General features: G+C 63.2%; 49 protein-coding genes. 48 read left to right on the forward strand and 1 reads right to left on the reverse strand.

Annotated elements, in window-relative coordinates; all coding sequences use genetic code 11:
• The first annotated feature begins 13 nt into the window (after positions 1–13).
• The 48 genes from ACFRAQ_RS34510 (at position 14) to ACFRAQ_RS34745 (ending at position 23,339) form a co-directional block, all read left to right on the forward strand.
• Positions 14–934: a DNA polymerase beta superfamily protein gene (locus ACFRAQ_RS34510; protein ID WP_379107255.1), complete on the forward strand. Its 921-nt coding sequence runs from the start codon at positions 14–16 to the stop codon at positions 932–934.
• The gene (locus ACFRAQ_RS34515) at positions 934–1,272 is read left to right on the forward strand and encodes a hypothetical protein (RefSeq protein ID WP_379107256.1); all 339 of its coding nucleotides are present in this window, start codon (positions 934–936) and stop codon (positions 1,270–1,272) included. The genes ACFRAQ_RS34510 and ACFRAQ_RS34515 overlap by 1 nt, the downstream gene beginning before the upstream one ends.
• A gap of 8 nt (positions 1,273–1,280) precedes the next feature.
• Positions 1,281–2,066 (forward strand): VWA domain-containing protein, encoded by a 786-nt coding sequence (locus tag ACFRAQ_RS34520; protein WP_379107257.1) that lies wholly within the window; start codon positions 1,281–1,283, stop codon positions 2,064–2,066.
• 86 nt (positions 2,067–2,152) lie between these two features.
• Positions 2,153–2,887: a recombinase RecT gene (locus ACFRAQ_RS34525; RefSeq protein ID WP_379107258.1), complete on the forward strand. Its 735-nt coding sequence runs from the start codon at positions 2,153–2,155 to the stop codon at positions 2,885–2,887.
• The gene (locus tag ACFRAQ_RS34530) at positions 2,884–3,300 is read left to right on the forward strand and encodes a hypothetical protein (protein ID WP_379107259.1); all 417 of its coding nucleotides are present in this window, start codon (positions 2,884–2,886) and stop codon (positions 3,298–3,300) included. Before ACFRAQ_RS34525 ends, ACFRAQ_RS34530 begins: the two co-directional genes overlap by 4 nt.
• A complete protein-coding gene (locus ACFRAQ_RS34535; RefSeq protein ID WP_379107260.1) occupies positions 3,300–3,491 on the forward strand; it encodes a hypothetical protein in 192 nt (63 codons plus the stop codon). The genes ACFRAQ_RS34530 and ACFRAQ_RS34535 overlap by 1 nt, the downstream gene beginning before the upstream one ends.
• The gene (locus ACFRAQ_RS34540; protein ID WP_379107261.1) at positions 3,488–3,868 is read left to right on the forward strand and encodes a hypothetical protein; all 381 of its coding nucleotides are present in this window, start codon (positions 3,488–3,490) and stop codon (positions 3,866–3,868) included. Before ACFRAQ_RS34535 ends, ACFRAQ_RS34540 begins: the two co-directional genes overlap by 4 nt.
• 13 nt (positions 3,869–3,881) lie before the next feature.
• A complete protein-coding gene (locus tag ACFRAQ_RS34545; protein WP_379107262.1) occupies positions 3,882–4,343 on the forward strand; it encodes a hypothetical protein in 462 nt (153 codons plus the stop codon).
• Positions 4,344–4,388: 45 nt separating this feature from the next.
• Positions 4,389–4,814: a hypothetical protein gene (locus ACFRAQ_RS34550; RefSeq protein ID WP_379107263.1), complete on the forward strand. Its 426-nt coding sequence runs from the start codon at positions 4,389–4,391 to the stop codon at positions 4,812–4,814.
• A gap of 6 nt (positions 4,815–4,820) precedes the next feature.
• Entirely contained in the window at positions 4,821–6,347 is a 1,527-nt protein-coding gene (locus ACFRAQ_RS34555; RefSeq protein ID WP_379107264.1) for a DnaB-like helicase C-terminal domain-containing protein, read from the forward strand.
• A gap of 8 nt (positions 6,348–6,355) precedes the next feature.
• A complete protein-coding gene (locus tag ACFRAQ_RS34560; protein WP_379107265.1) occupies positions 6,356–6,610 on the forward strand; it encodes a hypothetical protein in 255 nt (84 codons plus the stop codon).
• A gap of 104 nt (positions 6,611–6,714) precedes the next feature.
• Entirely contained in the window at positions 6,715–7,167 is a 453-nt protein-coding gene (ssb, locus tag ACFRAQ_RS34565; protein ID WP_379107266.1) for a single-stranded DNA-binding protein, read from the forward strand.
• A 20-nt stretch (positions 7,168–7,187) separates the two neighbouring features.
• Positions 7,188–7,655 (forward strand): hypothetical protein, encoded by a 468-nt coding sequence (locus ACFRAQ_RS34570; protein WP_379107267.1) that lies wholly within the window; start codon positions 7,188–7,190, stop codon positions 7,653–7,655.
• Entirely contained in the window at positions 7,652–8,416 is a 765-nt protein-coding gene (locus ACFRAQ_RS34575; protein WP_379107268.1) for a PE-PPE domain-containing protein, read from the forward strand. Before ACFRAQ_RS34570 ends, ACFRAQ_RS34575 begins: the two co-directional genes overlap by 4 nt.
• Before the next feature lie 62 nt (positions 8,417–8,478).
• Complete coding sequence (locus ACFRAQ_RS34580) at positions 8,479–8,751, forward strand: WhiB family transcriptional regulator (RefSeq protein ID WP_379107269.1); 273 nt, start codon at positions 8,479–8,481, stop codon at positions 8,749–8,751.
• Positions 8,745–9,191 (forward strand): RusA family crossover junction endodeoxyribonuclease, encoded by a 447-nt coding sequence (locus tag ACFRAQ_RS34585; RefSeq protein WP_379107270.1) that lies wholly within the window; start codon positions 8,745–8,747, stop codon positions 9,189–9,191. The genes ACFRAQ_RS34580 and ACFRAQ_RS34585 overlap by 7 nt, the downstream gene beginning before the upstream one ends.
• Positions 9,188–9,385, forward strand: coding sequence for a hypothetical protein (locus tag ACFRAQ_RS34590; RefSeq protein WP_379107271.1), 198 nt, complete (start codon positions 9,188–9,190; stop codon positions 9,383–9,385). Before ACFRAQ_RS34585 ends, ACFRAQ_RS34590 begins: the two co-directional genes overlap by 4 nt.
• Positions 9,382–9,582: a hypothetical protein gene (locus ACFRAQ_RS34595; RefSeq protein ID WP_379107272.1), complete on the forward strand. Its 201-nt coding sequence runs from the start codon at positions 9,382–9,384 to the stop codon at positions 9,580–9,582. The genes ACFRAQ_RS34590 and ACFRAQ_RS34595 overlap by 4 nt, the downstream gene beginning before the upstream one ends.
• Positions 9,579–9,974, forward strand: coding sequence for a hypothetical protein (locus ACFRAQ_RS34600; RefSeq protein ID WP_379107273.1), 396 nt, complete (start codon positions 9,579–9,581; stop codon positions 9,972–9,974). The genes ACFRAQ_RS34595 and ACFRAQ_RS34600 overlap by 4 nt, the downstream gene beginning before the upstream one ends.
• A complete protein-coding gene (locus ACFRAQ_RS34605; protein WP_379107274.1) occupies positions 9,974–10,228 on the forward strand; it encodes a hypothetical protein in 255 nt (84 codons plus the stop codon). Before ACFRAQ_RS34600 ends, ACFRAQ_RS34605 begins: the two co-directional genes overlap by 1 nt.
• 26 nt (positions 10,229–10,254) lie before the next feature.
• Positions 10,255–10,449, forward strand: coding sequence for a hypothetical protein (locus ACFRAQ_RS34610; RefSeq protein WP_379107275.1), 195 nt, complete (start codon positions 10,255–10,257; stop codon positions 10,447–10,449).
• Positions 10,449–10,781: a hypothetical protein gene (locus tag ACFRAQ_RS34615; RefSeq protein ID WP_379107276.1), complete on the forward strand. Its 333-nt coding sequence runs from the start codon at positions 10,449–10,451 to the stop codon at positions 10,779–10,781. The genes ACFRAQ_RS34610 and ACFRAQ_RS34615 overlap by 1 nt, the downstream gene beginning before the upstream one ends.
• Entirely contained in the window at positions 10,778–11,098 is a 321-nt protein-coding gene (locus ACFRAQ_RS34620) for a hypothetical protein (protein ID WP_379107277.1), read from the forward strand. The genes ACFRAQ_RS34615 and ACFRAQ_RS34620 overlap by 4 nt, the downstream gene beginning before the upstream one ends.
• Positions 11,095–11,991: an AAA family ATPase gene (locus ACFRAQ_RS34625; protein WP_379107278.1), complete on the forward strand. Its 897-nt coding sequence runs from the start codon at positions 11,095–11,097 to the stop codon at positions 11,989–11,991. The genes ACFRAQ_RS34620 and ACFRAQ_RS34625 overlap by 4 nt, the downstream gene beginning before the upstream one ends.
• Complete coding sequence (locus tag ACFRAQ_RS34630) at positions 11,991–12,188, forward strand: hypothetical protein (RefSeq protein WP_379107279.1); 198 nt, start codon at positions 11,991–11,993, stop codon at positions 12,186–12,188. The genes ACFRAQ_RS34625 and ACFRAQ_RS34630 overlap by 1 nt, the downstream gene beginning before the upstream one ends.
• Positions 12,188–12,370, forward strand: a complete 183-nt coding sequence (locus tag ACFRAQ_RS34635) for a hypothetical protein (RefSeq protein ID WP_379107280.1) — start codon at positions 12,188–12,190, stop codon at positions 12,368–12,370. Before ACFRAQ_RS34630 ends, ACFRAQ_RS34635 begins: the two co-directional genes overlap by 1 nt.
• 34 nt (positions 12,371–12,404) lie before the next feature.
• Positions 12,405–13,676: an RNA ligase family protein gene (locus tag ACFRAQ_RS34640; protein WP_379107281.1), complete on the forward strand. Its 1,272-nt coding sequence runs from the start codon at positions 12,405–12,407 to the stop codon at positions 13,674–13,676.
• Positions 13,673–14,233: an NUMOD4 motif-containing HNH endonuclease gene (locus ACFRAQ_RS34645; RefSeq protein ID WP_379107282.1), complete on the forward strand. Its 561-nt coding sequence runs from the start codon at positions 13,673–13,675 to the stop codon at positions 14,231–14,233. Before ACFRAQ_RS34640 ends, ACFRAQ_RS34645 begins: the two co-directional genes overlap by 4 nt.
• Positions 14,230–14,553, forward strand: coding sequence for a hypothetical protein (locus ACFRAQ_RS34650; RefSeq protein WP_379107283.1), 324 nt, complete (start codon positions 14,230–14,232; stop codon positions 14,551–14,553). The genes ACFRAQ_RS34645 and ACFRAQ_RS34650 overlap by 4 nt, the downstream gene beginning before the upstream one ends.
• Positions 14,550–14,894 carry a hypothetical protein gene (locus tag ACFRAQ_RS34655; protein ID WP_379107284.1) on the forward strand — a complete coding sequence of 115 codons (345 nt, stop codon included), beginning with the start codon at positions 14,550–14,552 and terminating at the stop codon, positions 14,892–14,894. The genes ACFRAQ_RS34650 and ACFRAQ_RS34655 overlap by 4 nt, the downstream gene beginning before the upstream one ends.
• Before the next feature lie 32 nt (positions 14,895–14,926).
• Positions 14,927–15,679 carry a hypothetical protein gene (locus ACFRAQ_RS34660; protein WP_379107285.1) on the forward strand — a complete coding sequence of 251 codons (753 nt, stop codon included), beginning with the start codon at positions 14,927–14,929 and terminating at the stop codon, positions 15,677–15,679.
• Between the two features lie 566 nt (positions 15,680–16,245).
• Positions 16,246–16,572 carry a hypothetical protein gene (locus ACFRAQ_RS34665; RefSeq protein WP_379107287.1) on the forward strand — a complete coding sequence of 109 codons (327 nt, stop codon included), beginning with the start codon at positions 16,246–16,248 and terminating at the stop codon, positions 16,570–16,572.
• Between the two features lie 5 nt (positions 16,573–16,577).
• Positions 16,578–16,775 (forward strand): hypothetical protein, encoded by a 198-nt coding sequence (locus ACFRAQ_RS34670; protein WP_379107288.1) that lies wholly within the window; start codon positions 16,578–16,580, stop codon positions 16,773–16,775.
• Positions 16,772–16,963 (forward strand): hypothetical protein, encoded by a 192-nt coding sequence (locus ACFRAQ_RS34675; RefSeq protein ID WP_379107289.1) that lies wholly within the window; start codon positions 16,772–16,774, stop codon positions 16,961–16,963. Before ACFRAQ_RS34670 ends, ACFRAQ_RS34675 begins: the two co-directional genes overlap by 4 nt.
• 90 nt (positions 16,964–17,053) lie before the next feature.
• Entirely contained in the window at positions 17,054–17,506 is a 453-nt protein-coding gene (locus ACFRAQ_RS34680) for a hypothetical protein (protein ID WP_379107290.1), read from the forward strand.
• Complete coding sequence (locus ACFRAQ_RS34685) at positions 17,491–17,739, forward strand: hypothetical protein (protein WP_379107291.1); 249 nt, start codon at positions 17,491–17,493, stop codon at positions 17,737–17,739. The genes ACFRAQ_RS34680 and ACFRAQ_RS34685 overlap by 16 nt, the downstream gene beginning before the upstream one ends.
• 3 nt (positions 17,740–17,742) lie before the next feature.
• Entirely contained in the window at positions 17,743–18,384 is a 642-nt protein-coding gene (locus ACFRAQ_RS34690; protein ID WP_379107292.1) for a WhiB family transcriptional regulator, read from the forward strand.
• On the forward strand, positions 18,384–18,521 hold the full coding sequence (locus ACFRAQ_RS34695; RefSeq protein ID WP_379107293.1) for a hypothetical protein: 138 nt from the start codon (positions 18,384–18,386) through the stop codon (positions 18,519–18,521). Before ACFRAQ_RS34690 ends, ACFRAQ_RS34695 begins: the two co-directional genes overlap by 1 nt.
• Positions 18,518–19,033 carry a hypothetical protein gene (locus tag ACFRAQ_RS34700; protein WP_379107294.1) on the forward strand — a complete coding sequence of 172 codons (516 nt, stop codon included), beginning with the start codon at positions 18,518–18,520 and terminating at the stop codon, positions 19,031–19,033. The genes ACFRAQ_RS34695 and ACFRAQ_RS34700 overlap by 4 nt, the downstream gene beginning before the upstream one ends.
• Positions 19,030–19,557 (forward strand): hypothetical protein, encoded by a 528-nt coding sequence (locus tag ACFRAQ_RS34705; RefSeq protein WP_379107295.1) that lies wholly within the window; start codon positions 19,030–19,032, stop codon positions 19,555–19,557. The genes ACFRAQ_RS34700 and ACFRAQ_RS34705 overlap by 4 nt, the downstream gene beginning before the upstream one ends.
• Before the next feature lie 4 nt (positions 19,558–19,561).
• Positions 19,562–20,374 carry a hypothetical protein gene (locus ACFRAQ_RS34710; RefSeq protein ID WP_379107297.1) on the forward strand — a complete coding sequence of 271 codons (813 nt, stop codon included), beginning with the start codon at positions 19,562–19,564 and terminating at the stop codon, positions 20,372–20,374.
• On the forward strand, positions 20,371–20,868 hold the full coding sequence (locus ACFRAQ_RS34715; RefSeq protein ID WP_379107298.1) for a hypothetical protein: 498 nt from the start codon (positions 20,371–20,373) through the stop codon (positions 20,866–20,868). Before ACFRAQ_RS34710 ends, ACFRAQ_RS34715 begins: the two co-directional genes overlap by 4 nt.
• Positions 20,865–21,254: a hypothetical protein gene (locus tag ACFRAQ_RS34720; RefSeq protein ID WP_379107299.1), complete on the forward strand. Its 390-nt coding sequence runs from the start codon at positions 20,865–20,867 to the stop codon at positions 21,252–21,254. Before ACFRAQ_RS34715 ends, ACFRAQ_RS34720 begins: the two co-directional genes overlap by 4 nt.
• The gene (locus ACFRAQ_RS34725; protein WP_379107300.1) at positions 21,254–21,628 is read left to right on the forward strand and encodes a hypothetical protein; all 375 of its coding nucleotides are present in this window, start codon (positions 21,254–21,256) and stop codon (positions 21,626–21,628) included. Before ACFRAQ_RS34720 ends, ACFRAQ_RS34725 begins: the two co-directional genes overlap by 1 nt.
• The gene (locus ACFRAQ_RS34730; RefSeq protein WP_379107301.1) at positions 21,625–21,966 is read left to right on the forward strand and encodes a hypothetical protein; all 342 of its coding nucleotides are present in this window, start codon (positions 21,625–21,627) and stop codon (positions 21,964–21,966) included. The genes ACFRAQ_RS34725 and ACFRAQ_RS34730 overlap by 4 nt, the downstream gene beginning before the upstream one ends.
• Positions 21,959–22,438: a hypothetical protein gene (locus ACFRAQ_RS34735; RefSeq protein WP_379107302.1), complete on the forward strand. Its 480-nt coding sequence runs from the start codon at positions 21,959–21,961 to the stop codon at positions 22,436–22,438. Before ACFRAQ_RS34730 ends, ACFRAQ_RS34735 begins: the two co-directional genes overlap by 8 nt.
• A 282-nt stretch (positions 22,439–22,720) precedes the next feature.
• Positions 22,721–23,041, forward strand: a complete 321-nt coding sequence (locus ACFRAQ_RS34740) for a hypothetical protein (protein ID WP_379107303.1) — start codon at positions 22,721–22,723, stop codon at positions 23,039–23,041.
• Between the two features lie 31 nt (positions 23,042–23,072).
• Entirely contained in the window at positions 23,073–23,339 is a 267-nt protein-coding gene (locus tag ACFRAQ_RS34745) for a hypothetical protein (RefSeq protein WP_379107304.1), read from the forward strand.
• A 452-nt stretch (positions 23,340–23,791) separates the two neighbouring features.
• On the opposite strand, the gene ACFRAQ_RS34750 is transcribed toward ACFRAQ_RS34745, so the two are convergent.
• On the reverse strand, positions 23,792–24,025 hold the full coding sequence (locus ACFRAQ_RS34750; RefSeq protein WP_379107305.1) for a hypothetical protein: 234 nt from the start codon (positions 24,023–24,025) through the stop codon (positions 23,792–23,794).
• Positions 24,026–24,029: the final 4 nt, after the last annotated feature.

Here is a 24,029-nt window from a genome sequence, read left to right on the forward strand (position 1 = left end):
CGCAGAGCTGAATGTGCTGCTCGAGGGCGTTGTCGGCTCGACTGCGTACGGCCTGAACACGCCGCTGTCCGACATCGACTACGCGGGCATCTACGTGGAGCCGACCGCGAGTTTCCTTGGCCTGCACCCGCCGTCGCGCGAGCATGCCACCGAGACCTCGACCACGTTCACCGTCGACTGCACCTATCACGAGGTCGGCAAGGCGCTGTCGCAGATGCTGAAGTGCAACCCGACCAACATGGAACTGCTGTGGCTCGAGAAGTACACGCACACAACGCCGTTCGGTGAGGAACTGATCAGCCTGCGCAGCGATTTCCTGGCGGCGCAGCGAGTCAGGGACGCGTTCTTCGGGTACGCCACCCAACAGTTCGGCCGCCTGGTCGACAAGGGGCGGTTCCAGGGCAGTTTGGAGACCCGCCGGGAGAAGCATGCCCGGCACACGATGCGGCTGCTGTGGCAAGGCTACGAGCTGTACACCACCGGCCACCTGCCGATCCGCGTCCCCGACCCGGAACCGTTCTTCGAGTTCGGTCGCCGCGTCAAAGCTGACCCGGCCGCGACGGCCGCCCGCGAACTGATCGCCGAATACGAAGCCAAGTTCGACGAGGCCCGCACCGTCCTGCCAGACGCGCCGAACGAGACGCGGATCGAAGACCTGCTCCAGCGCATCCGCCGCGCCTACCTCGATGGCACCATGTACCTGCTCGAGGCCACCGAGGACGCGTCGCCGTACGAGCGGTTCTTTTCCGGCGTCTACACCACGCCAGGGAACGCGAAGGCGGGTGCCGAACAGGAATCGGGTTGCGAACTGGAATGGTATCGGCCCGAGCATCTTGCGTCCGAAGGCTGGCTTGCGGCCCATTCGCAGTTCAAGGACGCCATGTATCAGGTCGACTACACCGTCCGGCCTGTGACTCTGAATCAGCTCGTCTGATGGCCACCGTTCTCGACGTCTATTGGCGGAAGGCCCGGAAGTCGCATTCGTGTCAAATGTGTTGGCGCGCAATCGATCCTGGCGAACGCTACCACTACACGCGGGCGGTCGACGGAGGCTATCTGTGGACGTGGAAAGAGTGCGCCCACTGTGTCGCGGCCGTCAAGATCCTCGACCTTCACGCCTGGTGGGAGGGAGACGACGGCATCGGCCCGACAGCCTTCGAAGAGTACGAGCCGGAAACCCCCGCCGAAGCCCGCATCAAAGCCGACTGGGAGACAGGCTGGCGCGACCCTGGCGGCGCGCTCGTCGACATCCCAACCGCAACAACTGAATAGGAGAACCGGTGAGCATCTTCACTCGCAACAAGCCCCAGTCCACCGCCAGCCTGGCCGCTGAAGTCGCAGCGGCTCCGCGCAGCGTGATCCTGACGAAGGGGCACGGCCCGGCCACAGACCGCAGCCAGGTGGCCGCCGCTGGCGTCGACCTGGCGAAGAAGTTCGACAAGGCGGGGATCAGCCTGTCGAAGGCCGGGCTCGACGGTATCAGGGCCGAAGCTGTGTCGATTCTCGACCACTCCTTCTCGATGCGCGGCGGCTACCGCAGCGGCATGGTGCAGACCCTCATGGATCGCGCGCTGGCGTTCGCGTTGCAAATCGACGGCGACGGGAAAATCCCTGTCCTGCCGTTTGATTCGATCCTGTGGCCGACCGTCGAGGTAACCCTGTCCAACTACACCGACATCGTGAACCAGCAGATCTACCGGCCGAACCATATGGGCGGTACCTATCTTGCACCAGCGTTGCGGGCTGTGCTGGACATGGCTCAAACCGCGAACTCCCCACTGTATGTGGTGATCGTGACCGACGACGACCCGTCCGACCTCGCCGAAGTCGTTGCGCTGCTGAAGAAGCTGAAGCGCTACCCGGTGTTCATCAAGGTCCTCACCCTCGTTCCCGCACCGTTCTGGGACGAAATGGACGACATCAACATCCCCGGCCTGATCGACAATCTTGACGCGAAGCGGGTCGTTGACCCGGCCGGGATGAGCGACCTGGACTTCGCAGACGTCATGGTCGACGAGTGGCGGACCTGGATCGCCGCCGCCACAGCCGCAGGCATCCTGCGCTGACCACGTAACCCTTTCTCGCACAACTGAATAGAGGACGAATGTCTGAGATCTCGAACGCTGTTGCCGTCCAGCAGAATCCGCTTGCCGTGGTCGCCCGCTACAAGCACCAGTTGGGCACCGTGCTGCCTGCGGTGCTGCGCAAGGACCCGGACCGCTGGCTGATGGCCGCCGAGAACGCCGTCCGCAAGAACCCGGACCTGCTGGCCGTGGTGAAGGCCGACCAGGGCGCAAGCCTCATGCGTGCACTCGTCGACTGCGCCCGACTCGGTCACGAGCCTGGCAGCAAGGACTTTTACCTGATCAAGCGTGGTAACGCGATCTCCGGTGAGGAGAGCTACCGGGGCATCATCCGCCGCGTCCTCAACTCGGGGTTCTACCGCTCCGTGGTGGCCCGAACCGTGTTCGCCAACGACACCTACAGCTTCGACCCGGTGACCGACATCGTCCCCAACCACGTCCCCGCCGAGGGTGATCGCGGAAAGCCGGTATCCGCCTACGCATTCGCGATCCACTGGGACGGCACACCGTCGACCGTTACCGAGGCAACCCCGGAGCGGATCGCATCGGCCAAGGCCAAGAGCTTCGGCCACGACAAGCCGTCCAGCCCGTGGCAGAACCCGACCGGCGTGATGTTCAGGAAGACCGCGATCAAGGAACTGGAGCCGTTCGTGCACGTCGCGCCTGAGCCGCAGCCGCGCCGCGACCTCGGTGGGCTCGAGGCAGCCGCCGCACGGGCGCTGCCCGCCGACTACGACATCGTTGACGATGACGTACTCGACATCACCGAAGACCAGATCGCGGAAGCCGGTGAGCTGGAATGAGCAGCTCACCGGAGCTTGAAGTCCTGAACCTGGTGGACATGCCGACCGTTGTCGCGGTTGACCTCAATGAGGACTACCAGGGTGATGTCGCGGCCGTCCTCCAGAAGGACCGCTACACCTACGGCTGGATCGATGAGGACAACAAGTTCGCCTTCGTCGTCATCGGCTACGGCTCATGCAGCGGTTGCGATGCCTGGCAGTCCATGTACGACGACCCGAAGGCGAAGCTCGAGCACTGCCTGGGCGTCCTCGAGTCGGCACGCTGGTTCGACAACCTGGCCGAGTTGCAGGCGTGGGTGGCCAGCGACGACACCACCCTCCAGTGGTACGGCCACGAGGACCGCTGGAAGCTGTTCCAGGACAAGGTCGCCGAGCTAAAGCACGGCGGCGACCTGCCCGGCTGGATCGACTAATGGCCTCGCTCATCTGCGATCAGGCGGACCTGTTCTCCTCCTGCCGTGAACCCGCCACTGCATCCGTGCAGTGGCGGTGGTGGGGCATTAAGCACTACTGCACCCAACACCTGATCGACCTCACCTGCGACCACCCCAGCGACTTGATGCGTTGGGACACCCTCGAAGCGGAAAGGCGGCCCCTGCTGTGACTGCCACGATCGACCCCGATGGCCTCGAGCGTGAAGTCCGCGCCCTCGCCGCAGAACAGCCTGAGTTTGTGTACCAACGACCCAACCATCGGGACGGCTGTGTCTATGTCGACAATGGCTGCCCCTCATGCCTCATCGGCCAGGCCGCCGCGCGAATCGGCATACCTATCGCCGTTCTTGAGGATTGGGATAGTGCGGACACCACGGGGATTGATGCGATCCTAACCGGCGACTTCGGCGTGGATGGGGCTCGGGCGGAATGGTTCGCGAAAGTGCAAGCCAAGCAAGACGATGAGTACACGTGGCGGCAAGCCATTGAGTATGCGGACCAAGGGATTTCCGTGCTTCTTCCGGTGACCGTCCTCAATAACCCCTGAAAGGCGGACTTGAGTGTCTTCGACGGCTGAAGAGGCCGCTGCCGCAGCGTATTCGGCGGCGGCGGCCATTGACCGCCGCATTCCGGCCGCGACGAAGGATCGGGTGGCGGCGTGGGCGGCGCTGTTCGCCGGTACGGATGTGGAGCCGGACGAAGCGGTGGAGGCTGTCCAGCAGTACTACCGCGACGCCAGCAACATGTACTCGATCATGCCTGCCCGTGTCCTCGCCGCCGTCGCCGAGCTGCCGCCGAACCATTCGGAGGCCCGGCTGAAGGCGTTCATCCGGCTGTGGGCCGAATACCCGTACAGCGGGCAGATACAACGGCTCACCGGCATGGACTGGACACCCACACTGCCACTGCCAGAAGGCATCCACGGCAACACCGCCAAAGAACGCGCCTACCACGTAGACGAGCTGAAGGCGTGGGTCCGTGACAACTGGGCAGAGATGAAGCGCCGCGTACTAAACGCCTAGCTGTCAAGTAACGCAACAACATACAACTGAATAGAGAGCAGAACAGTGTCTATCGACGCCCTGGTTGGCAAGAAGATCGTCGGCATCCGCATCAACGAGGACTACCTGGAGTTCACCGCCTCGGACGGCACCCAGACCGCGTTCGGTGTGTACGGAGATTGCTGCTCGCACAGCTACTTCCACGATTTCGTCGGCGCGGACAAGCTGCTCGCAAACGGGCCGATCCTGTCCGCCGAAGAGATCGACCTCGAGGAGAGCGAAGTCGGGGAAGGCTGGGAAGTGATCCAGTGCTACGGCTTCCGGCTGATCACAGAACATCCAATGTGGGGTGAGCAGACCTCGGTGTTCAGCTTCCGGAACAGCTCCAACGGCTACTACGGCGGCTGGATGGAAGACACTCGCATCTGGCCGGAGGCGATCACACAGGCCGTCACCACCGGCTACCACTCCGTCGACGAGCTGGTGGGCTGACCCAGCATGGAAACCTCCGCGTATGAGCGGCTGGTCCAGGCGCTGCGCGGAGCTGGAGTCGTAGTCGACGACAAAGGCGACTTCGGTTCCGCGCAGACTCCCGGACACGGCCACGGCGACCGAGGCACCACCTTCCGCCGCACCGCTGACGGCGTGCTGCTGTGGGTGCACAACGACGATCGCGATGCGGTGCTCGAGCAGCTCGGGCTGGCCATGTCCGACCTGTTCGACGCCAAGCAAACCGAGTACAGCTACGGCGACGGCCGCAAGGTCACCCGCTGGTACGACAGCGAGACGGGCAAGAAGCGGTTCGCGCAGGGCGGAAATAAAACTGGCACAGCGCTTTTCGCGGTCGAGACGATCCCCAAAGATGTTCCTGACATGCCGGTGTTCGTCGTGGAGGGCGAGAAGGATGTGCGGGCGTTGCAGGCGGTTGGGCAGGTAGCTGTGTCGCCGCCGCAGGGCGCGATGACCGACCCGGCCCGGTTCGACTGGACCCCGCTGCATGGCCGCCCCGTGTTGGTCGTGCGTGACATGGACGATCCTGGCCTGACTCACGCCAAGCGTGTCCACGAGTTGCTGCGCGACCACTGCGATGTGGTGATCGTCGAACCGGCTGTCGGCAAGGACTCCGCCGACCATGTGGCCGCCGGACTCGACGCCAGCGCGTTCACGATGCTGCGGACCCCCATGCCGGAAGGCGTCCGCAGCTTCTCGGAGGTGCTGGGCGACTGGTGGAGCTGGATGCACCAGCCAGTGTCGGAGCGCCGCGTCTACAGCACGCCGTGGGAGGACCTGAACGACAAGCTGGCGGGCGGACTGCACCCCAAGCGAAGTTATATCTTCGCCGGGCGTCCCGGCGCGGGAAAGACAGTGGCCGCGTTGAACATTGCCCAGCATGTCGCCGAGAAGCATTGCCCGGTGCTGGTGGCGAGTTTGGAGATGCCGGACCTCGAGATGGCGTCACGGATGGTCGCGGCAGGTTCGCAAGCCCACTACGGGCAGATCACCCGCCGCGAGCTGGACGACAACGCCGCCCGCCGCGTCCAGACCTACATGGAGTCGGACCGGCCGGACTCGACAGCACTGTGGATGCTGGACAAGTCGTCACTGACGATTGAGCAGATCCGGTCGTACGCCGAGCAGATGCAGCAGTCAGTTGGTTTGGGGCTGTTGGTGATTGACCACATCGGCCTCATCAAGGCGACCCGTAACGGGATGTCGCGCCGCGATGCGATCGGCCACGCCTCCTGGCAATGCTCGGTCATGGCGAAAGAGTTGGACATCGTCGTGTTGCTCGCGTGCCAGCTCAACCGTGGCACTGAGCAGGAGAATCGGCCGCCCGTCACCTCTGACTTGAAAGAGTCCGGCGACATTGAGCAGAACGCGGATGTTGTTGCGCTGCTGCATCATCCGCTCGTCAACGGTGAACGGACCGGCGACGTGGAGATCCGTCTCGGCAAGAACCGCACCGGCCCCGCAGGCGCAGTCGTCACCCTGCCCTGGCGCGGCCAAATCGCACGCATCGGATAGGAGAAGCAATGAGCTGGAAGAACGAGTACAAGCGCCGCTGCCTGAAAGTCGCTACCAGCGGCAGCTACAACGGCAACGGCGACGAACCCGACGTGGCCATCGTGGTGGAAGGTGAGGACGGCTACAACTACTCGTCCTACACCTACGAGAACGCCGCCATCAACGTCCGTATCCAGGGAACCCTGCGCGACGGCCAGAAAGTCAGCTACGAAGCGGACGGGCCGGAAGACGTGGCCGACTTCATCCGGAAGATCACGGCCTAACCGCAATCGAGGGGCATCATAGGTGCGTTCTTCAGCGCACCTGCCCTTACGATAAACATCGACATACCGCACCAGCGACGAAAACTGAATAGAGGAACGAGAATATGGCTGGAGAAACTCCGCTCACCCTTGTCGGCAATATCGCCAACGATGTCGAACTCGGCTTCACCTCGGGTGGCGCAGCCTACTTGAACCTCTCCATCGCCTCCACCCCGCGAGTGTTCGACAAGAACACCAACGAGTGGAAGGACGGCGAACCGCTTTTCCTGCGCGGCACCGCCTGGCGCAAGCTCGCCGAGAACGCGGCCGATTCCCTCCAGAAGGGTTCGCGCGTAATCGTCACCGGAAATCTCAAGCAGCGCAGCTATGAGAAGGACGGCGAAAAGCGCACGGTGATCGAAATGGAGATCACCGAAATCGGTGCGTCCGTTCAGTTCGCGACCGTGCAAATCACCAAGAGTTCCAGCGACAGCGGCAGCTTGCGCAACGCAGCTGGCGGCGGCGACGTGTGGGGTAGCCCCGGCACCGCCAACGCTGGTATGGACGCCCCCTTCTGACAGGCAAGGACAACCCAGCTGTGACTGACTCGAAGTTCACCATCGTGCGCGTCGGCGAAAACCCTTACGCCACGAGCGATAAGCGCGCCTTCGTCGTCACCGACCCTGACGGGTCCGGCGAGCAGTACGGCGTCACCGCCGACGAATCCTCATACGAATACGGCGTATTCCGCAACATCCGGACCGCCGCCCTCGTGGACCTGCCGCAGGTCGAGAAGATCCCAGGCACCACCACCTGGCACATCACGAACGGGTCCTTCGGGTCGCCGCGCATCCCGGAAAAGGATCTCGACAGCTTCATCGAGGTCGGTCGGGTCGCGATGGCAGCGAAGACCGCGCTCGAGGCGGCTGCGAAGCTGCGGTCGCCGGAGCAGCTGACAGCCGACCTGACCCGGCTGGCCAACGTCCTTGTCGTCGACCCGGCGAACAAGGCCGCCAGCGAGCGTCTCCGCGCCGCCCTCGCCGAGGGCCGGGTGAAGTTCGAGTGATCGACGTCCTGTGCGTCGCGGGCACCGGCGAGCATGCCCCGCCGGGCAGTGACCGGCCCGTGGGGCTGCTCGCCGAGGTGACCCGCCACCTGGACGAGGCCCGGTTCGCGGTGTGGAACGTCGCCTACCCGGCGTCGTACGGTCCGGTCGGCGGGGCGAATGCGCTCGGCCTGGACTACGTGCGGTCCGTCGAGCAGGGAGTGCAGGCCCTGCTCGACGAGATCCGCTCCACCACGAATCGCGTTGGGTTGCTCGGCTACTCGCAGGGCGCGACGGTCGTGTCCCGACTCCTGGAGGGCATTGAGCGCGGCGACTACCCGGACGTGGAGATCGCGTTCGCTGGCCTGGTCGCCAACCCGACGCGGGCAGACGGTTGGGAATCGATCGACGGAAGCAATCTGGGTTACGGCATTGCGGGTGAGCATGGTCCGTGGCCCAGCGACTTTCCGATCTGGGAGGTTGCGCAGCCGCGCGACCCGATCTGCTCCCTGCCCGGCGACAGCCTGCTCCGTTCGTTCGCGGATCTGACCGAGGCGTTCTCGGTCGCCGATCCGGGATGGTGGGCGCAGCAGCTGGCCGCCCGAATTCACGGGCACGGCTTGCAGGCGGCCGGGCTGGATGTGGCGCTGGCCATCTCCGAGCTACTGGACTACGCGATGTTTGGGCAGCACGCGGCCTACGCGACGTTGCAGATTCCAGGCGTCGACCTGACATACACCGAGGAACTCGCACACCTCATCAACGAGACCGTGCGCGAATAGCTATGTGACACAACTTAATAGGGTTTGGGTGTTGGGGTTTGGGTGACAGGGATCGCGATTGGATGCGTCTGGCGAAATGCCGGACCGCGTCCACGCCCGAGGAATGGGCGCAGTGGGAAGCCGACAACCGAGGCGGCGGGCAACAAACAGAAGTAGTGCTCGCCTGCACCGGCTGCAAGGTCCCGCGTGAATGCGCCACGTACGCACTGACTTTCGATCCTCGCGGCATGGTGTGGGCTGGAGTGCCGGTACCGGAAATGCCTAGCACTGGCTACTACAAGCGAGCCCTGTCCCGGCTGCGGCGCATCTCCCACGGAGAACTCCAGCCATGGTGACCACCCTGTTCGTCCCCGGACACCCAGCGCCCCAAGGCAGCAAACGGCATGTCGGCAACGGCCGGATGATCGAATCGTCGAAACGGTTGAAGCCGTGGCGAGAAGCGGTCAACGCCGCCGCCCGAAACAGCGACATGCCGATGCATGAGGGCGCGGTCGTGATGGGCCTCGAATTCGTGATGCCGCGCCCGAAAGCCACCCCGAAAACGAAGCCGACACCGCCAGCAGTGAAACGGCCCGACATCGAGAAACTCGCTCGCGCAATATCCGACGCCATCAACGGTGTGGGATTCCGCGACGACAGCCAAGTGGTCGCGATGCCGCTCCGCAAACGCATCGCCGAACCCGACGAACCACCCGGCGTGCACATCGAAATCGCCACGTGCACAACGGAATCCGTTCAAGCAATCACCACCAGCATCTATCGGAGAATCGCATGATTACCGCCTACTTCATCATCGGCCTGATCCTTGCCGCCTCGCTCGCTGGGTCCGTCTTCTTCAACTGGCTCGCTGCCGAACTCACCATCGGCCAGGCGATCTTCGGCGTCGTCGTCGCGCTCGTACTGATCCCGCTGTGGCTGCCCTGCCTGGCGGTCGGCAGCTACGTCCTCTACAAGGAGAGCCGCAAGTGACCACCGCCAGCCTCACCTTCGCGGCCGTGGGTCGCGAAGGTGGATTCATGGACTCGATTCGCCGCGAGATCGACAACATCATGTTCACGGTCACGGGCATCGTCGAAACCGTTGGTGTCGCGGCACTTCCAGTCATCGCAGCCGCCCTGATCCTCGGTTGCTTCAACGACATCCGCAACGCAGGAGTGAAGGCATGACCCGCATCGTCAAGTCCGTGGCCCTGGCCGCAGCCGTCCTGACCGGCGGCGCTGCCCTGACCGCTTGCTCAACCAGCGCCGACATCGCGTCGGAGAACATCTCCAAGAAGTCCGACAACTTCGAGATCCTCCGCCGCGTGGTGTTCATCAACGCGATCACCGACAAGTACTTGCTGACGATCGAAGGCTTCTGCTCGCTCGATGCCAGCGCCGCCCAGAAGGTTGCCGTGACCTGCAAGCTCGGTCCCGACAACTACAAGAAGGACTACCTGGGGTTGTCCGACAACGTCACCTACCTGGTTGAGCAGCTCGACGGCGCGAACGTCTCGGCCGACCACTACGTCGTGAACTTCAAGCCCGAGTCACTGGTCCCCGACATCCAGAAGCGTTGATGGCCACCATCAAGGCGCATCCGCAGATGTGGGCGATCAGCAAAGGGTTCCTGATCTGCGACCCGGACGGCTGGCGCAACGCCTACAAGCGGTTCGACGACCTGGTCACCGAAGACGAGTTCAACAAGCTCAGAGCCGGTTGCACGTGCGCCACCTTCGGACCGGCCCATCTGCTCTCGTTCCTCCTCCAACTCGACCGCGTCATCGCCCACCTACACGAGGTCGGCGAAGTGCTCGTCTTCGAGAACGACTGAACCACAACAACTGTCAGGAGCATCCAATGCAGAAGCGCGACGACAAGGACAAGAAGAAGCGTCCCGGCTACAGCTCGAGCAGCAGCTCCAGCTACGCGACCGGCGGCGTCATCGACGGCAACCCCTTCTCCAGCTTCGACTTCGGCAGCAGCAGCTACAGCGACTCCTCGTCCAGCTCGTCCTGCGACAGCGGCAGCTCCTACAGCTCGAGCTGCGACTGATGGCCGTCGAGCGAGCGCCGTACTTCAACGGCAGCCTGCTGCGTCACGCCCCCGCCGGGATGTTGCAGCTCAACGGCCTTGAATGGCGCGACAATAAGCCGTTCAGGTCGTCGCTGCGGGTCGTCGGCAAGTATGAGACCTCGAAGACCGCCGTCGTTGAACTGGCCGACTCCAACGGCCACAAGTACCCGATGTTCGTCGCCGACCTGGTGAAGATGCTCCAAAACCCCAATCTGGGTATCGGCATCACCGAGGGTGCACCGCTGGCCTTCGTCGGTTCGTGGATCGTCTGCCGCCGAGGATCTGCCTACGGAATCAGGTACGCCGGATGAAGAACACTGCCCAGGCTGCCCCGTACGTCAACGGCAACCTGATCGCCTCCGTGCAGTCCCCAGGCGGCCGGATCGAATGGCGCGACAACGAACCGTTCACCGCCGCCCTCACCGTCATGGACTACGAGCGAGGCATCGCCTCCGTCCGGTTCATCGTCGAGACGGCCGAGGGCACGTCATACCCGATGTTCGCGAAGGACTTCCTCGACATGATCCACCACTCCGGCCGCGTCATCGACGGCACCGTGGAAGGCCGCTGGCAGGTCGTCAAACGCGGCACCAACTACGGCCTCCGCTACATCGGAGCCGCCGCATGACCGAGATCGTTATTACGCGCGGCCTGCCGGGCAGCGGCAAGACCACGTGGGCCCGCCAGTGGGTCGCGGAGGATGAGGACCGGGCCGCGCTGTCCCGCGACGACTTCCGGGCCATGCTGTTCGACGGCGAAGGCGTCCTGACACACGATCAGGAGAACGTCGTCACTGTCGCCATGAAGGCCGCCGTGAAAGCGCTTGTGCACGAAGGTACTTCGGTTGTGCTGCATGACACCAACCTGCGTGCCTACGCCCGCGACTGGGCCGACCTGGCGCAGTCTCTCGGCGTCGACTTCTCCAACGTCGACTTCCGTGCGGACGTGGAGTTGTGCAAGGCCCGCAACGAAGCCCGCCGCGATGCCGGTGGCCGGTACGTCGACCCGCGCGCCATCGACGGCATGGCACAGCGGTTCCCGGCCAGCAAGTGGAAGCCGATCACGCCACGCCACAACCTGAGCGCCATCGAGCCATATAGCTACCAGCTGGACTTGCAGGATGCCTATATTTTCGACATCGACGGCACCCTTGCCCATTTTCGAGATCGGTCACCTTTCGACTGGGACCGGGTCGGCGAAGACGAACCCGACTTCGATGTGATCCGAGTTCACAACGCGCTCAAGAGCTTCGGTCGAATCATCGTCATGTCCGGCCGCGACGAATCATGCCGCGAGCAGACCGCGCGATGGCTCGAGGATCATGGCATTCAGCCCCGACTGCTGCTGATGCGCGCCAAGGGTGACAACCGGCGCGACTCGCTGGTGAAGCTCGACCTGTTCAACAAGCACATCCGGGGTCAGTACAACGTCCTCGGCGTCTTCGATGACCGCAATCAGGTCGTGGAGATGTGGAGAGCGTTGGGGCTCAAATGCTTCCAAGTAGCTGAAGGAAATTTCTGATGGCTTTGACGCCCGCAATGGAAAAGATCGCCAAGGATGTCGTCATGGGCTATCTCGACTCCGAGCTGGAGTTCTGCATGGTCGGCGAGCGAGGCGATATCGACGACTTCACCCCCACGGAAATAGTCGAGATCTACAACGAAGCCGCCCGACAGCTCGGTGCCGTCGCGGACCTGTTCATGGGGCGTGAGTTCTGATGGCGCTCACTTCGGAGATGAAGCGCATCGCTCGGAGGATTGTCGAGAACCATCTGGACGACGATCTCCGCTACAGCTATCGGTACAGCGATTCGGATATCGACGACTACAGCGATGAAGAGTTCGCTGACATCCTCGACGAAGCCAATAGCCTTCTGCGCGATGTATGGCGCGGATTCTGAACTGCCCCAGACAATTTCATAGGGAGAGATCGAAGTGAAGTTCGACAAGCCGATCAACGAGAACTACAGCGCGACCATCGTCCGCGTCCCGGCTATCGTGCCGCTGAAGGGCCGCGACTTCATCGTGGGTGTGCCGGTCCACGGCTACCAGGCGATCGTGCAGAAGGACAACTGGAGCGTCGGCGACCTGGGTGTGTTCCTCCCGGCCGAAGCGCAGCTGTCGGAGGACTTCGCCGCCCGCAACAACCTCCACAAGCACAGCGACCGCAACGACGACCCGACCGAAGTCGGCTACCTCGAGGACAACCGGCGAATCAAGGCGATCAAGTTCGCCGGACACCGCTCGGACGCGATGCTGCTGCCGCTGAAGTCTGTGGCCTACACGGGAATTGACGTGAGCGAGCTGCGCGAAGGCGACACCTTCGACACCATCGGCGACCACGAGATCTGCCGGAAATACGAAATTGCAACCAAGGCTGAGAAGGCGCTAAACGAGAAGAACAAGGGCCGGACCTTCTCGCGCGTCGACCGGAAGCACTTCCACACCCATGTGGACACTTCCAACTACTTCCGCGTCCGCGACCAGATCTCCGCTGACACCGAGATCATCGTGAGCGCCAAGTATCACGGCACATCGTGGCGCGGCGCGAACACCATTGTGGCGCGCGAGCTTCCGTGGCGTGACCGTATCGCCAAACGACTCGGCGTCCGCGTCCAGGAAACCGGTTACGACCACGTCTTCGGGTCCAGGCGGGTCCTTAAGGACGTGAACAACCCTCGCCAGCAGCACTTCTATGCGAAGGACATCTGGTCGGAGTTCGGTTCGAAGCTGGGCCAAATCCTGCCGGAAGGCTTCATTGTCTTCGGCGAACTGGTCGGCTACACGTCGGACGGTGCCGAGATCCAAAAGGACTACCACTATGGCCTGCCGCAGGGCACTCACGAACTGTTCGTTTATCGAGTCGCTCAAATCAACCCACAGGGCCGCCTGACTGACCTTTCGTGGGATCAGGTTGTCGAGTTCGCCCGCGACCATGGCCTGAATACGGTCCCGGTCCTGTGGCGTGGCAAGCACTCCGACTTCGACGTGGATCAGTTCCTTGATGTCCGCTTCCGTGACCTCGGCTACGAGACTCTCTCGCTTGGCCCGGACAAGACCCTGGTCGATGAAGGGGTGGTCATCCGAGTTGAAGGGCTCGTACCGTTCCTGGCTAAGGCGAAGAGTCCACGGTTTTTCGCTCATGAAACCCGCGTCTTGGACGAGGGCGTGGCTGATCTCGAGTCCACGGAAGCCGTGGCGGCATGACCGAGTCGTGGTTGCCGGTCCCCGGCTATGTGGGGTCGTATGAGGTGTCCAACCAGGGCCGCGTCCGCTCGATTCCGAGACTGCTGACAACCGCTACCGGCGTGACGAGACCCGCGAAAGGGCATGTACTCAAGCCATGTCCCACACCCAGTGGCCACCTGCGGGTGAACCTAGGTCGGGCGAACCCGTGGCTGGTCCACCAGCTGGTCGCCCGCGCCTTCCATGGAGAGCCTAAGGAGGGTCAGGAGGTGCGCCACCTCGACGACAACCCCGCAAACAACACGCCAGGGAACCTTGCCTGGGGTACGCGCAGTGAGAACGTGCGAGATCGGGTTCGAAATGGAATTCATCACGTAGCCAACAAGACTCACTGTCCGCAGGGGCATCTACTGGTCGCCGCGAACACCACTGCATGTGGAGCGCGTGAGGGTTACCGCCGATGCCTTGCGTGCAATCGAGCGCGATCCTTGATGCTGTCGCCGAAGCATGCGCACAAGGACTTCCAGACCCTGGCTGACTCCTACTACGAGGACATTATGAAGGCGGTGGCCGCGTGACGGAGGCGGAGCTGTGGGCCGAGCAGGACCTGCTGACTGATCTGTTGGAGTCGATCGACTGGGATTGGCTGACGGATGGGCTGGAAGGCCCGGTCGCTGGCTTCGAGTACGTCGACTCCTATGTGGTTGGCAAGACTCGCTGGAACCAGTGCGTGGAGGTGATCACGCGCGGCCCGTCTGGGCAGCACTACGCGTGGACCTATGCCAATCCGCTGACGGAGCTTCAGGAGGTCCTGGCACCGCGTGAGTGTGGGTTGAAGGTGCGTCGCGTCAAGCCTGTGGAGGAGATGGTCGTGGTCCGCAAGTGGGTGAACGCGTGAAGAACTGGCTTGGTCAGGAGATTGCCCCCGGCTGCATTGTCGGCCGGGGGGCGCGGGACGGCAACACGTCGTCGTTCAAGGTGGGCCGGGTGGTGAAGCTGCTGCCGGAGAAGCGGCTGGTGCGTGTCGCGTGGTTCTGGGAGGCGAAGCATTTGGGTTACGGCCCGAATGCGGTCCTGGATGAGTTCGGCAACGAGATCGGCTTCCCCCGGCAGCCTGGGTTCTATCCCGGCTTTCCTGAGTGGGGTGACGGCGCGATCCAGTATGGCTCTCCGAATGTGGACACGTTGTTCCTGCTGGCCCCTGAGACCTTCGGTGAAGAAGTGCCGTTGGACGCGTAATACGTTGAGTTACAACTGAATACGGAGAACCCATGAAGTTTGGGAAGCTGCCCGCACGTGAGGGTGCGGTGAAGCTGAAGTTGGCCAACTATCTCGACGCGGCGCGGCTGCCGACACCTCCGCCGAGCTTCGGTCACGAAAACGCTTCGCGCAGTTGGGGAATGCTCGCTAACGATCGGTTCGGGGATTGTGTATTTGCGGGGGCCGCGCACGAGACGATGCTGTGGGCGGGCGCAAACGGCCGGGCAGTGTCTTTCACGGATTCTGCTGTGCTGTCGGACTATTCGGCCGTCACGGGGTTCGATCCGGCCGACCCGAGCACCGATCAGGGTACGGATGTGGCGCAGGCGTTGTCGTATCGGCGGAAGGTTGGTGTCGTGGACGCGGCTGGTCGGCGGCACAAGGTCGCTGCGTATGCGGCGTTGGAGCCGGGCAATGTGCGGCAGCTGATCGAGGCCACTTATCTGTTCGGTGCGGTGGGTGTGGGGATCGAATTCCCTTCCAGCGCAATGGATCAGTTCAACGCTGGGAAGCCGTGGTCGATCGTGCGGGGTGCCCGGTCGGAGGGTGGCCACTATGTGCCGGTGGTCGGCTATCGGGATGGCTATTTCGATGTGCTGACCTGGGGGAAGGTGCAGCAGGTGTCCCGGTCGTTTATGGCTGCGTATTGCGATGAGGCGTATGCGTTGTTCTCGGAGGAGTATCTGACTAGCGGGAAGTCGCCGGAGGGGTTTCTGCGGCTGCCGTTGGTGTCGGATCTCGTGGCTGTGACCAGGCTCGATTAGCTGGAAAGTGATCTGCATCACACGAGGTGTCCGCTATGTTGCACTTAGCGGACACCTCGATTACGTTCTAAACCATGCCAAGAGCGTTCGTCGGACCACTGCAACCGGGGAAAGCTTGCAGGGACCGGAAAGGCTCAGCGACAGGCTATCAGCGCCACCGTCGATGGTCCGACCTACCTTGCAAGAAATGCCTCAACGGACACAACCGTTACACCAAAGAGGGATACAAGCGACGCGGCGGACGCCCGAGGCCGCCATCCGTATCCATCGAACGGGAAGCCTTCATAATCCTGTGGCGCAACGCCGCACAAAGCACTCGCAACACCGTCCGCCCAGGAATCCAAACCCGCTACGTCCGAGAGGGACTCTGCGCCGCATGACATGCTGGGCAATACTCACCGCCCTCGCATGCTTCCCACTGATCGACGCTATTCGTGACTTCACCACGAATCAGCGCTACTCAAGCATGCGCTACAGGGCCGAAATAGCCGCCTTCGCAATACTTTCCATCACCGGAATGGCGGCACTCACTCAAATCTGATCCCACGACAGGATTCGAGCACCCCATGACCGCTGTACTTTGCGCGCCCAAATTCGAAATCCGACTCCCGGACAACTACTGGACGCACATCTCCATTGGGCCCGACCGAACCCTCGTCAGGATCGGCACGCAACACAAAGACGTAGTCGAAGACATCGCCACCCTGGCCGTCATCCTGCGCGAACGAATCCTCGCCGACAACCCCGACATCCTCGACAGGTCCTGGAGCGGCTCACCCGACATTAGCCGCCACGGCAGCATCTACATCCGCCTCCGCAACCGTGGCCGCACCATCGCCCACGAATTCCGCGTCGGCATCCCCGAAATCCGCACCCGTCAAGCCGAATGGTGAACACCATGCCCAAGCCCGCCCTGCGCGCCAGCAAGTTCCTCCTCTCCCGCACCGCCCACCTCGACGACCAGCGCAAGGACGTCCTTGTCGACCTCCTCGCGCAGGTGTTCCAGTACGTCGTCGAAGGTGAAGACGAGTCCGGCGGCATCTCGGTCATCAGCATCGCCGACTTCCTCGACCTCGTCGACGAGCACCTCGAGTGAAAGCCGCACACCTCGCCGACAAGCACTACGGCAAAACGCTGATCACCGGCACCGGCAGCAAACGCAAACGGTCGAAACTCCTCAGCGTCGAGTACTTCAGCAGCTACGTCATCGCCGACATCATGGCCACCCACGGCAAAGAACGTGCCGTGCTCCCCAACGAGACAGAGATCGAGATCGAAGAATGAGCCTCGCACTCATGATTCTCGCGCTGGCGATTCTTCTGGGTTGCTTCCACGCAGCCAACTCGCACTAGAGCACGAAAGGCCGTCGCGCCCATGGCTATTGACTACGAGGTCGAAGAAGACCTCAGCTTCGCCGAAATCATGGCGCGTCGCCGCGAGTCGAACATCACGGCTCCCGCACTCTCCAGGGCCATTCGGGAAGCCAAGCTCCGCGAAGACTTCCAGTGGCTCGAAGCCGACGATCTGCCATTCGAGACGATCACCAAACGCCTCGGCCGCGACTCGCCCAAAGGTCTGGCCGTCTCTCTCCGCGAAGCGGGCATCCCATACCGCGAGCCCGACCGGCGAGAGGTCGACCAAGCCCTCGACGAGATGATCGCGAAAGGCACGGGCTACACGTTCGACACCGCTGACCTGCCGGAAGTTGGTTCCACGAACGCCGTCAGCAACGCCCTCAGGGCAGCCAGCAACGAGGGACTCATTCGCAGGCTCTCGCCATCGAAGAAGGCCGGGCACCGTACCAGCGCCACATGGCAGGTCGTCTGATGCGCCGCCACCTCACCGGCGAACGAGCACTCATCGCGCTCACCATCGCCATCACCGCCTACGAAATCGCCGCCCCCGAAGGCCAACTCATCTCCCACGCCTTCGACCGGCTCCTCGAAAAACACCGGTACGCAACAGGGTTCGCGGTCATCTACACCTCCGCGCACCTACTCAACGTCCTCCCGCCGCGCGTCGATCTCTACCACCTGCTCGGCCGAACGATCGGAAGCTGACACATGGGCATCGCCAACTACGCCTGGATCGACGGAGCTGTCTGCCGCGACAGCGACCACATGGAGCCGCTCACCATGGCCCGCGCCTTCGCCGCGAAGGCCGAAGCCGAAGGTCGCGGCCTGCGGGTCGACGAGGTGATCAAAGTCCTCGAGGTCGGCCGCAAAGCCATCCACACGATGCGAAAGCGTGGCGACCTGCGCAGCACCGTCATCGGACAGGTCGTTTACGTCGACCCGGCATCACTGATCACATACCTGCGGAACCAGGAGATCGACCCGTTCTTCCCCCGCATGAGCCAGCGCCGCGACGCCGAGCGGGCCATCGCCATCTGCAAGACCTGCCCCGTCATCAAGGAATGCCTCGACCACGCACTCAGGAACTTCGAGGACGAGGGCGTGTGGGGTGGCATGACCGCGAAAGAGCGCGTCGCGCTGCGAATCCGGCAGGGCCGCCGCCGCCCGCCGTCGCTGGACCCCGTCCTGTCGCCGGAGGAGGTCATCGAGATCCGCGCCAAGTACACGCGGAACTTCAAGGCCATCGGCAACGGGGGAGTGCAGGCGCTGGCCGTCGAATACAACGTCTCGGAGTCCACCATCTCCCGCGTCACCAAGGGCATCGCCAAGCAGCTCAGCGAGGCGGTCTGATGCACATCTTCCACAAGTGGGGGAACTGGTCGGACATCTACATCGAAGTCACCGACTTCTTCGGATTCAAGTCCACGGTCTCCGGCCAACGTCGCTACTGCATCACCTGCGGAAAGAAGAAGGTCGCAACCCGATGAAAAACGTTGCAGCACTACAGGGCTGGGCGATTCGCTCCCGCGCCGCCGCATGGCTCGCTGGCGTCGCCGCGCAGATCGCCGAACGCCACCAGGCCACCCCCGGCTCCTGCATCGACGAGCGCCTGTTCGTCGAGCTCCTCACCGACATGCGTGCACTCACTGAAGGAATGCAGCTGCTGGCCGCCGAGGTGGGCAGCCTCAAACCCACACAGCCGCAGCCCGACGTGGCCCACTACCACGTCACGAACGTAGACGAGGCGTGGGCGAAAGCCCGGCTGAAGGCCGGGCGCATCGCGCCTTTCCATCAGGCATCCGGACCGAACCAGGAAGCGAACCGGCGCATTGAGATTACCTACACCACAAGTGAATTCGGGGAAGTTCTGGCTGCCGCGCGAGTTCTTACCGACCACCGCCCCGCAGACATCGCCGCCCACGTCGCCTACGCCGCCCTGGCCTACTCCCGCCAAATCGTCGCCGCCCACAACCACAACAAGCACGAGGACGAGAAGTGACCAACACCGCGACCAGCCCCGCCTACTACAAGTTCCCCGGCGACGTTGAGGTCCGCCACATCTCCGCCCACCTCACCAGCTTCGGCGGACAGGGCGTCCAGTACTTCGCCCGAGCCACCCGACTCGACGGCAACAACAAGAGCAGCACGCCCGAGGGATGCATCGAGGACCTGGAGAAGGCGAAGATCTTCGCCGGATTCGAAATCGACCGGCTCCGAGCAGTACTCGCAGCGGAAGACCTGGAGAAGTCGCGGGTCACGGCTGGAACCGTAATCGACCAGCTCAACTACGAACTCGGCCCTGATCCGTGGCGGCCCGCCAACCCCTGGATTGCCGCCGTCGAGCCGCCCAAGAAGGTCGCCGTCGACATCCTCACCACCCAGACTGGCTACGACGAACTTCTTGACGCCTCCGAGATCCTCGGCTGGGACCTCGACAAGATGGCCGCCCACTGCCTCGGCGAGTTCGCGCGCAACGTCATCGCCGACGAGGCCCAGCGCGCCCGAATCGCAACGGAGGCATAGCGATATGCGCACACTTCTTGTCGGCTCGCACGCCGCGAAATGGCATGGCGTCGACCTTGGCCGGACGCCTGGCGACTACGACTTCTTCGCCGACACCGAGTTCCCCGAAATGATGCACGGGGACAACGAGAACGGCGACAAGGTCGACATCTTCTGGGATGACGCCCTCACGCAGTGGCTGCCCGAAGGGCATTACGGCATCGCCTACCCGGAGGAGCTGTACACGATCAAGTTGTCGCATGCGGCGTGGGAGCTGCGGAACGGCAGCTGGGACAAGCACATGAACGACGCGATGGTCCTGAAGGCGGCTGGCGCGCAGGTCGACGAAGACCTGTACAAGCTGCTGTACAGCGTGTGGGAGCGGCACCACGGCAAAAAGCAGGTCAACCTCGACGAGGAATCCGACGAGTTCTTCACCGACGCTGTGGTCCGCCGCTTCGACCACGACAGCCTCCACCGGTCCGTCGCCTACAGCCCCGGCAAACCCCTCTACGAGCGGGTCCTCAAGCCAGGCAAGACAGTCGCGATGGACATGGCGGCCGTGTGGGCGATGCCGTTCGACCGGCAGGTGGCGCTGTTCCGCGAGGAAATCTACGTCACCGCCCTCGAACGCCTGATCATCCCGTCGAACTACCAGTACAGCCCCGGCCGCGCCTACAAGTGGGCGCTGCGCCGCACCATCACCAGCCTCACCAAAGGCCGGTCGTCGCGGTTCATCGCCGAAAACTACGACATCTTCCGGCAACCCGACTTCGACTACGTCCGCCACCACCAACGCAACGCCCACCACCTCGAAATGTTCAAGGAGAACAAGTGACCACCCCCGCTCTGCACTACACCATCGAAGACCTTGAGAACGCCCTCGCTGCCGCCCTGGTCATCCGGCACCGCGCAAACGCCGAACAGTGGGCACGCCGGGACGCTGAACGCAAGGGCGTCGAGTTCAACCCCGACACCGTCGACTACAGCCGCATCGACGAGGACGGCGAGAACTACATCGACTGGGGCGAACTCGAAGACTCCTTCTCCCTCTATCAGACGGACGGCAACGGCGGATGGACGTGGGTCAAGGCCCCGCTCAAGCTGCCGGGCATCGGCGTCATCGACGACCTCGCGGCCAGCCACGGAGGCGAAGGCCAGGGCGACGAATACTGGCTCGTCTTCGCAGTGAAAGACGATGCGGGACAGACCCGCATGTTCCAGCGCGACGGCTGGTACGCCTCGTTCGACGGCGGCCACTACGACGGCCCCACCTTCGAAGTCCACCCCGTCCAGAAGGTCGTCACCGTGTACGAGGAGATCGGGAAGTGAGCTATCCGGCGGCCACGGCCGAGGAGATCGCCCGCATCTTCTCGGCTTGGTTCCCTGAGACCCGCGACGACGACGAGCTGAGCGAATCCGACTGGCACGTTGTCGCTGGGTACTTCATCTACGACGACGGCGGACCGATCGAGACATCGGATCTGCGGATCGAACTCGAAAGGTACGTCGGCGGGCGGCTGGGCAGCTACCGCAGAGACCTCGAGATGGTGTGGAAGGTCCAGCGCATTGACTGCAACGACGACCACAGCATGCTGACGTACTTCCGCAAGACCGGCATCTACGAGTCCTTCGAAGGCAGCCGCTGGACCGGCGACTTCGAACGAGTCCGGGCCACCGAAAAGACCGTCATCGACTACGAAAGCGTGAACTCCTGATGAGCCGCCTCGACGCCCACGACGTTGAACGCATCCTGTGCGCCGCGTTCCCCGAAAGCCGCTACAGCAGCTACCTCGGCTCGCTCGGCTGGGACACCGTCGCTGAATACTTCGCCCACGGCGGCCGGGACATCGTGGTCGGCGATGCAACGATCAGCCGCGAAGAACTGACCACCGCCAAGGACCAGTACGGCGAGACCGTTCCCGCGCTGATCCTCCGCGTCGAAGACAACCAGTACATCTTCGGCGACAAGTACTTCCGGAAGCTGGGCAGTGCCAACAGCTTCGGCAGCGACGCCATCTGGGACGGCGACTTCACCGAAGTGAAGATGGTCCGCACCCCCACCACCACGTACGAAACCAGGTACGAGTGATCACCCCAATCGATCCGGCCGCAGTCGAATCCGAACTGCTCGCCCTGTACGGGGCCTGGTACACCGTCATCGACGCTCTGGCCGGGAAGTTCGGGCCTGGTGTCCGGACGGAGAACTACCTCGTCCGGCGGATCGACGACAACCGCGCCATCCCCACCGCGCACCGGTCGATCACGTGGATAGTCCTCGACGTGTTCCGGCGCAGCGACTTCGAGATGGCGTACCTGCGAAAGACGGGCGAGTACAACAGCTTCGACGGCCAAACCTGGGACGGCCCGATCACCGAAGTCCAGCCCAAACAGGTCGAGCAAACCACCTGGGTAACCGTCGATGCCTGACCTGGTCGATGACCCCGTGATCGCGGGGTACATCGCCTACCTGAAGTGGGCGGCGGCTGAACTCGCCGCCCAAACCCTCTACTGCACGAAAGGCCCGGCCGTGACAACCACCGCCTACACCGAAGACCAGATCGAAACGTGGCGCGCCCACCACCTGCTCGCCAACCACTCCCCGCGAGGCTGGGAACACTGGCAGAGCGGATACGCGGGACGCACGCGGGTCGATGCGCTGGCCGTGACCGTTGTCGAGCGCCTCGACGACGACCGCGCCCGCGACGACTACTACGAATACGACCAGGGCAGCACCGCCCCGGCCGCCATCACCTTCAAAGCCGAATACCCCGACGGCGGCGTCCGCTACTTCCAGAAGCACGGCGAATACGACAGCTACGGCCGAATCAGCTTCTACGGCGACTTCATCCAGGTCGAACCGATCACCCGCACCGTCACCGGCTACCAGGCCAAGACGTAGTGCGGAACGGAACAACGGACGCTCGCGAATTCCTGCTCGCGAACGTCCACCCCGAAAGTCGTTGCGCCGGAACAGCATGCATCGTCCACGACCCCACTGATCACCACATGCGGGGCTGGGAACTGTTGTGGCGCAACGATCGAGGGATCTTCGAACGCCTCTGCCCGGCACACGGAACCGGGCACCCCGACCCAGACCAATTCGAGTTCTGGGATCTCACCAACCAGTCCGCGCAGGCCGTCCATGGCTGCTGCGGATGTTGCACACCACCCAAGGAGAGCAATGAGCTACGACATGACACCCAAGATCACCCCCCTGCCGCTGCACTACAAGCTCCCACTCGCCGTCATCCTCATGGCCGTCATGTTCGGCGCTACCGGCTGCACCAGCAGCACCACCTGGCAGCGGAACTGCACCGTGACCGACAAGCACGAGGAGCGGTCTGGCAACTGGATCGGGACCACGTGCGGCGCGTATTCCGTAAACAATAACCGCGCGACCTTCAACGCCATCCAGGTCAACCGGCGCTACGACTTCCAGATCCGAGGCAAGCGCCCCAACAGCGCCGCCCACCCCAACATCCTCCAGTACAAGGCCCGCTAAAACCCGCCACCGACAACCAGGGAGCAACACCATGAAGGAAATCTGGAACACCGTGCGCCAGTTCGCGATCGACAGCTGGGCCGGAAGCGGCAACCCCGAACGCCTCTCGGCAGCCGTGTTCGCGGTCGGTGCGGTCGTGACCCTCCTCAGCCTGAACATCACCTCCGCCATCCTCATGCTCACGTTCGGCGGGCTGATCCTCCGGAAGGGCTACTGGCGGGCCGACTCTGGCCGCTGGCAGAACAAGGCCCGCGACGAGGAATACGCCAAGCTCGACCTGCTGGCCCGCAGCTTCTAGCGGAAAATTGCTGAACGCCGGGTGGAACTTCCCCGGCGTTCAGCTACCCCACGCTATCGGCATCAAGTAACATCACGTGACGAAGGGCCGCCGCTCCGAATACTCCTCGGAACGGCGGCCCTTCGCACTCATATGTAGGCCCGCGACATCCGAGCCACATCCCTATCAATCTCCGCGCAGATCAGATCAGCCTGCTCCCGAGGCGTCAACTCGCAACCCTCCGCCACCCTCCGCGCCGACCACTCCGACACCTCCACATAACGTCTCTCCGCCCAAGCCCGGCGGTTATCGCACGACTCGCGAAGATCCCGAATCCGCAACAACGACTCCCGCTCCGCACGAGCAGTACGCCGAGCCTGAATCCCAGCCAACATCCAACTCAAACAACCACCTCCATAAACGCGAAAAGCCCTGCGAGACAGAATGTCTCACAGGGCACCGACATACATTGGTTACCTTCGCCTCAGCGAAGACACATCGCCGAGCAGCTGCTCAGCCACACGCAACTCGGCAGCCTTGTCATCCCGATGCACCTGCATCGCGCTGATCTGCACATCCAGCCCCGTTAGTTCGGCGTTCAGCGCCCGCACCTGAAGCTCCACAACCCGCTCCAGCTTTTCCAACTCGAACGTCGTCAAGTCGCGCAGGTCGCGGCCACGCAAATACTCCAGATCCTCCGGCTTCACAACC

This window comes from Nocardia sp. NPDC056611 (assembly GCF_042792755.1).
In the GTDB taxonomy this organism is placed as follows: Bacteria; Actinomycetota; Actinomycetes; order Mycobacteriales; family Mycobacteriaceae; genus Nocardia.

Coding starts and splice junctions, on each gene's coding strand:
- ACFRAQ_RS34680 (WP_379107290.1), top strand. CDS start 17,054: ATGGCTATTGACTACGAGGTCGAAGAAGACCTCAGCTTCGCCGAAATC.
- ACFRAQ_RS34600 (WP_379107273.1), top strand. CDS start 9,579: ATGACCCGCATCGTCAAGTCCGTGGCCCTGGCCGCAGCCGTCCTGACC.
- ACFRAQ_RS34645 (WP_379107282.1), top strand. CDS start 13,673: ATGACCGAGTCGTGGTTGCCGGTCCCCGGCTATGTGGGGTCGTATGAG.
- ACFRAQ_RS34590 (WP_379107271.1), top strand. CDS start 9,188: ATGATTACCGCCTACTTCATCATCGGCCTGATCCTTGCCGCCTCGCTC.
- ACFRAQ_RS34560 (WP_379107265.1), top strand. CDS start 6,356: ATGAGCTGGAAGAACGAGTACAAGCGCCGCTGCCTGAAAGTCGCTACC.
- ACFRAQ_RS34735 (WP_379107302.1), top strand. CDS start 21,959: ATGCCTGACCTGGTCGATGACCCCGTGATCGCGGGGTACATCGCCTAC.
- ACFRAQ_RS34515 (WP_379107256.1), top strand. CDS start 934: ATGGCCACCGTTCTCGACGTCTATTGGCGGAAGGCCCGGAAGTCGCAT.
- ACFRAQ_RS34740 (WP_379107303.1), top strand. CDS start 22,721: ATGAGCTACGACATGACACCCAAGATCACCCCCCTGCCGCTGCACTAC.
- ACFRAQ_RS34530 (WP_379107259.1), top strand. CDS start 2,884: ATGAGCAGCTCACCGGAGCTTGAAGTCCTGAACCTGGTGGACATGCCG.
- ACFRAQ_RS34665 (WP_379107287.1), top strand. CDS start 16,246: ATGACCGCTGTACTTTGCGCGCCCAAATTCGAAATCCGACTCCCGGAC.
- ACFRAQ_RS34555 (WP_379107264.1), top strand. CDS start 4,821: ATGGAAACCTCCGCGTATGAGCGGCTGGTCCAGGCGCTGCGCGGAGCT.
- ACFRAQ_RS34615 (WP_379107276.1), top strand. CDS start 10,449: ATGGCCGTCGAGCGAGCGCCGTACTTCAACGGCAGCCTGCTGCGTCAC.
- ACFRAQ_RS34635 (WP_379107280.1), top strand. CDS start 12,188: ATGGCGCTCACTTCGGAGATGAAGCGCATCGCTCGGAGGATTGTCGAG.
- ACFRAQ_RS34685 (WP_379107291.1), top strand. CDS start 17,491: ATGGCAGGTCGTCTGATGCGCCGCCACCTCACCGGCGAACGAGCACTC.
- ACFRAQ_RS34610 (WP_379107275.1), top strand. CDS start 10,255: ATGCAGAAGCGCGACGACAAGGACAAGAAGAAGCGTCCCGGCTACAGC.
- ACFRAQ_RS34625 (WP_379107278.1), top strand. CDS start 11,095: ATGACCGAGATCGTTATTACGCGCGGCCTGCCGGGCAGCGGCAAGACC.
- ACFRAQ_RS34695 (WP_379107293.1), top strand. CDS start 18,384: ATGCACATCTTCCACAAGTGGGGGAACTGGTCGGACATCTACATCGAA.
- ACFRAQ_RS34725 (WP_379107300.1), top strand. CDS start 21,254: ATGAGCCGCCTCGACGCCCACGACGTTGAACGCATCCTGTGCGCCGCG.
- ACFRAQ_RS34605 (WP_379107274.1), top strand. CDS start 9,974: ATGGCCACCATCAAGGCGCATCCGCAGATGTGGGCGATCAGCAAAGGG.
- ACFRAQ_RS34630 (WP_379107279.1), top strand. CDS start 11,991: ATGGCTTTGACGCCCGCAATGGAAAAGATCGCCAAGGATGTCGTCATG.
- ACFRAQ_RS34660 (WP_379107285.1), top strand. CDS start 14,927: ATGAAGTTTGGGAAGCTGCCCGCACGTGAGGGTGCGGTGAAGCTGAAG.
- ACFRAQ_RS34690 (WP_379107292.1), top strand. CDS start 17,743: ATGGGCATCGCCAACTACGCCTGGATCGACGGAGCTGTCTGCCGCGAC.
- ACFRAQ_RS34620 (WP_379107277.1), top strand. CDS start 10,778: ATGAAGAACACTGCCCAGGCTGCCCCGTACGTCAACGGCAACCTGATC.
- ACFRAQ_RS34580 (WP_379107269.1), top strand. CDS start 8,479: ATGCGTCTGGCGAAATGCCGGACCGCGTCCACGCCCGAGGAATGGGCG.
- ACFRAQ_RS34745 (WP_379107304.1), top strand. CDS start 23,073: ATGAAGGAAATCTGGAACACCGTGCGCCAGTTCGCGATCGACAGCTGG.
- ACFRAQ_RS34670 (WP_379107288.1), top strand. CDS start 16,578: ATGCCCAAGCCCGCCCTGCGCGCCAGCAAGTTCCTCCTCTCCCGCACC.
- ACFRAQ_RS34535 (WP_379107260.1), top strand. CDS start 3,300: ATGGCCTCGCTCATCTGCGATCAGGCGGACCTGTTCTCCTCCTGCCGT.
- ACFRAQ_RS34710 (WP_379107297.1), top strand. CDS start 19,562: ATGCGCACACTTCTTGTCGGCTCGCACGCCGCGAAATGGCATGGCGTC.
- ACFRAQ_RS34700 (WP_379107294.1), top strand. CDS start 18,518: ATGAAAAACGTTGCAGCACTACAGGGCTGGGCGATTCGCTCCCGCGCC.
- ACFRAQ_RS34585 (WP_379107270.1), top strand. CDS start 8,745: ATGGTGACCACCCTGTTCGTCCCCGGACACCCAGCGCCCCAAGGCAGC.
- ssb (WP_379107266.1), top strand. CDS start 6,715: ATGGCTGGAGAAACTCCGCTCACCCTTGTCGGCAATATCGCCAACGAT.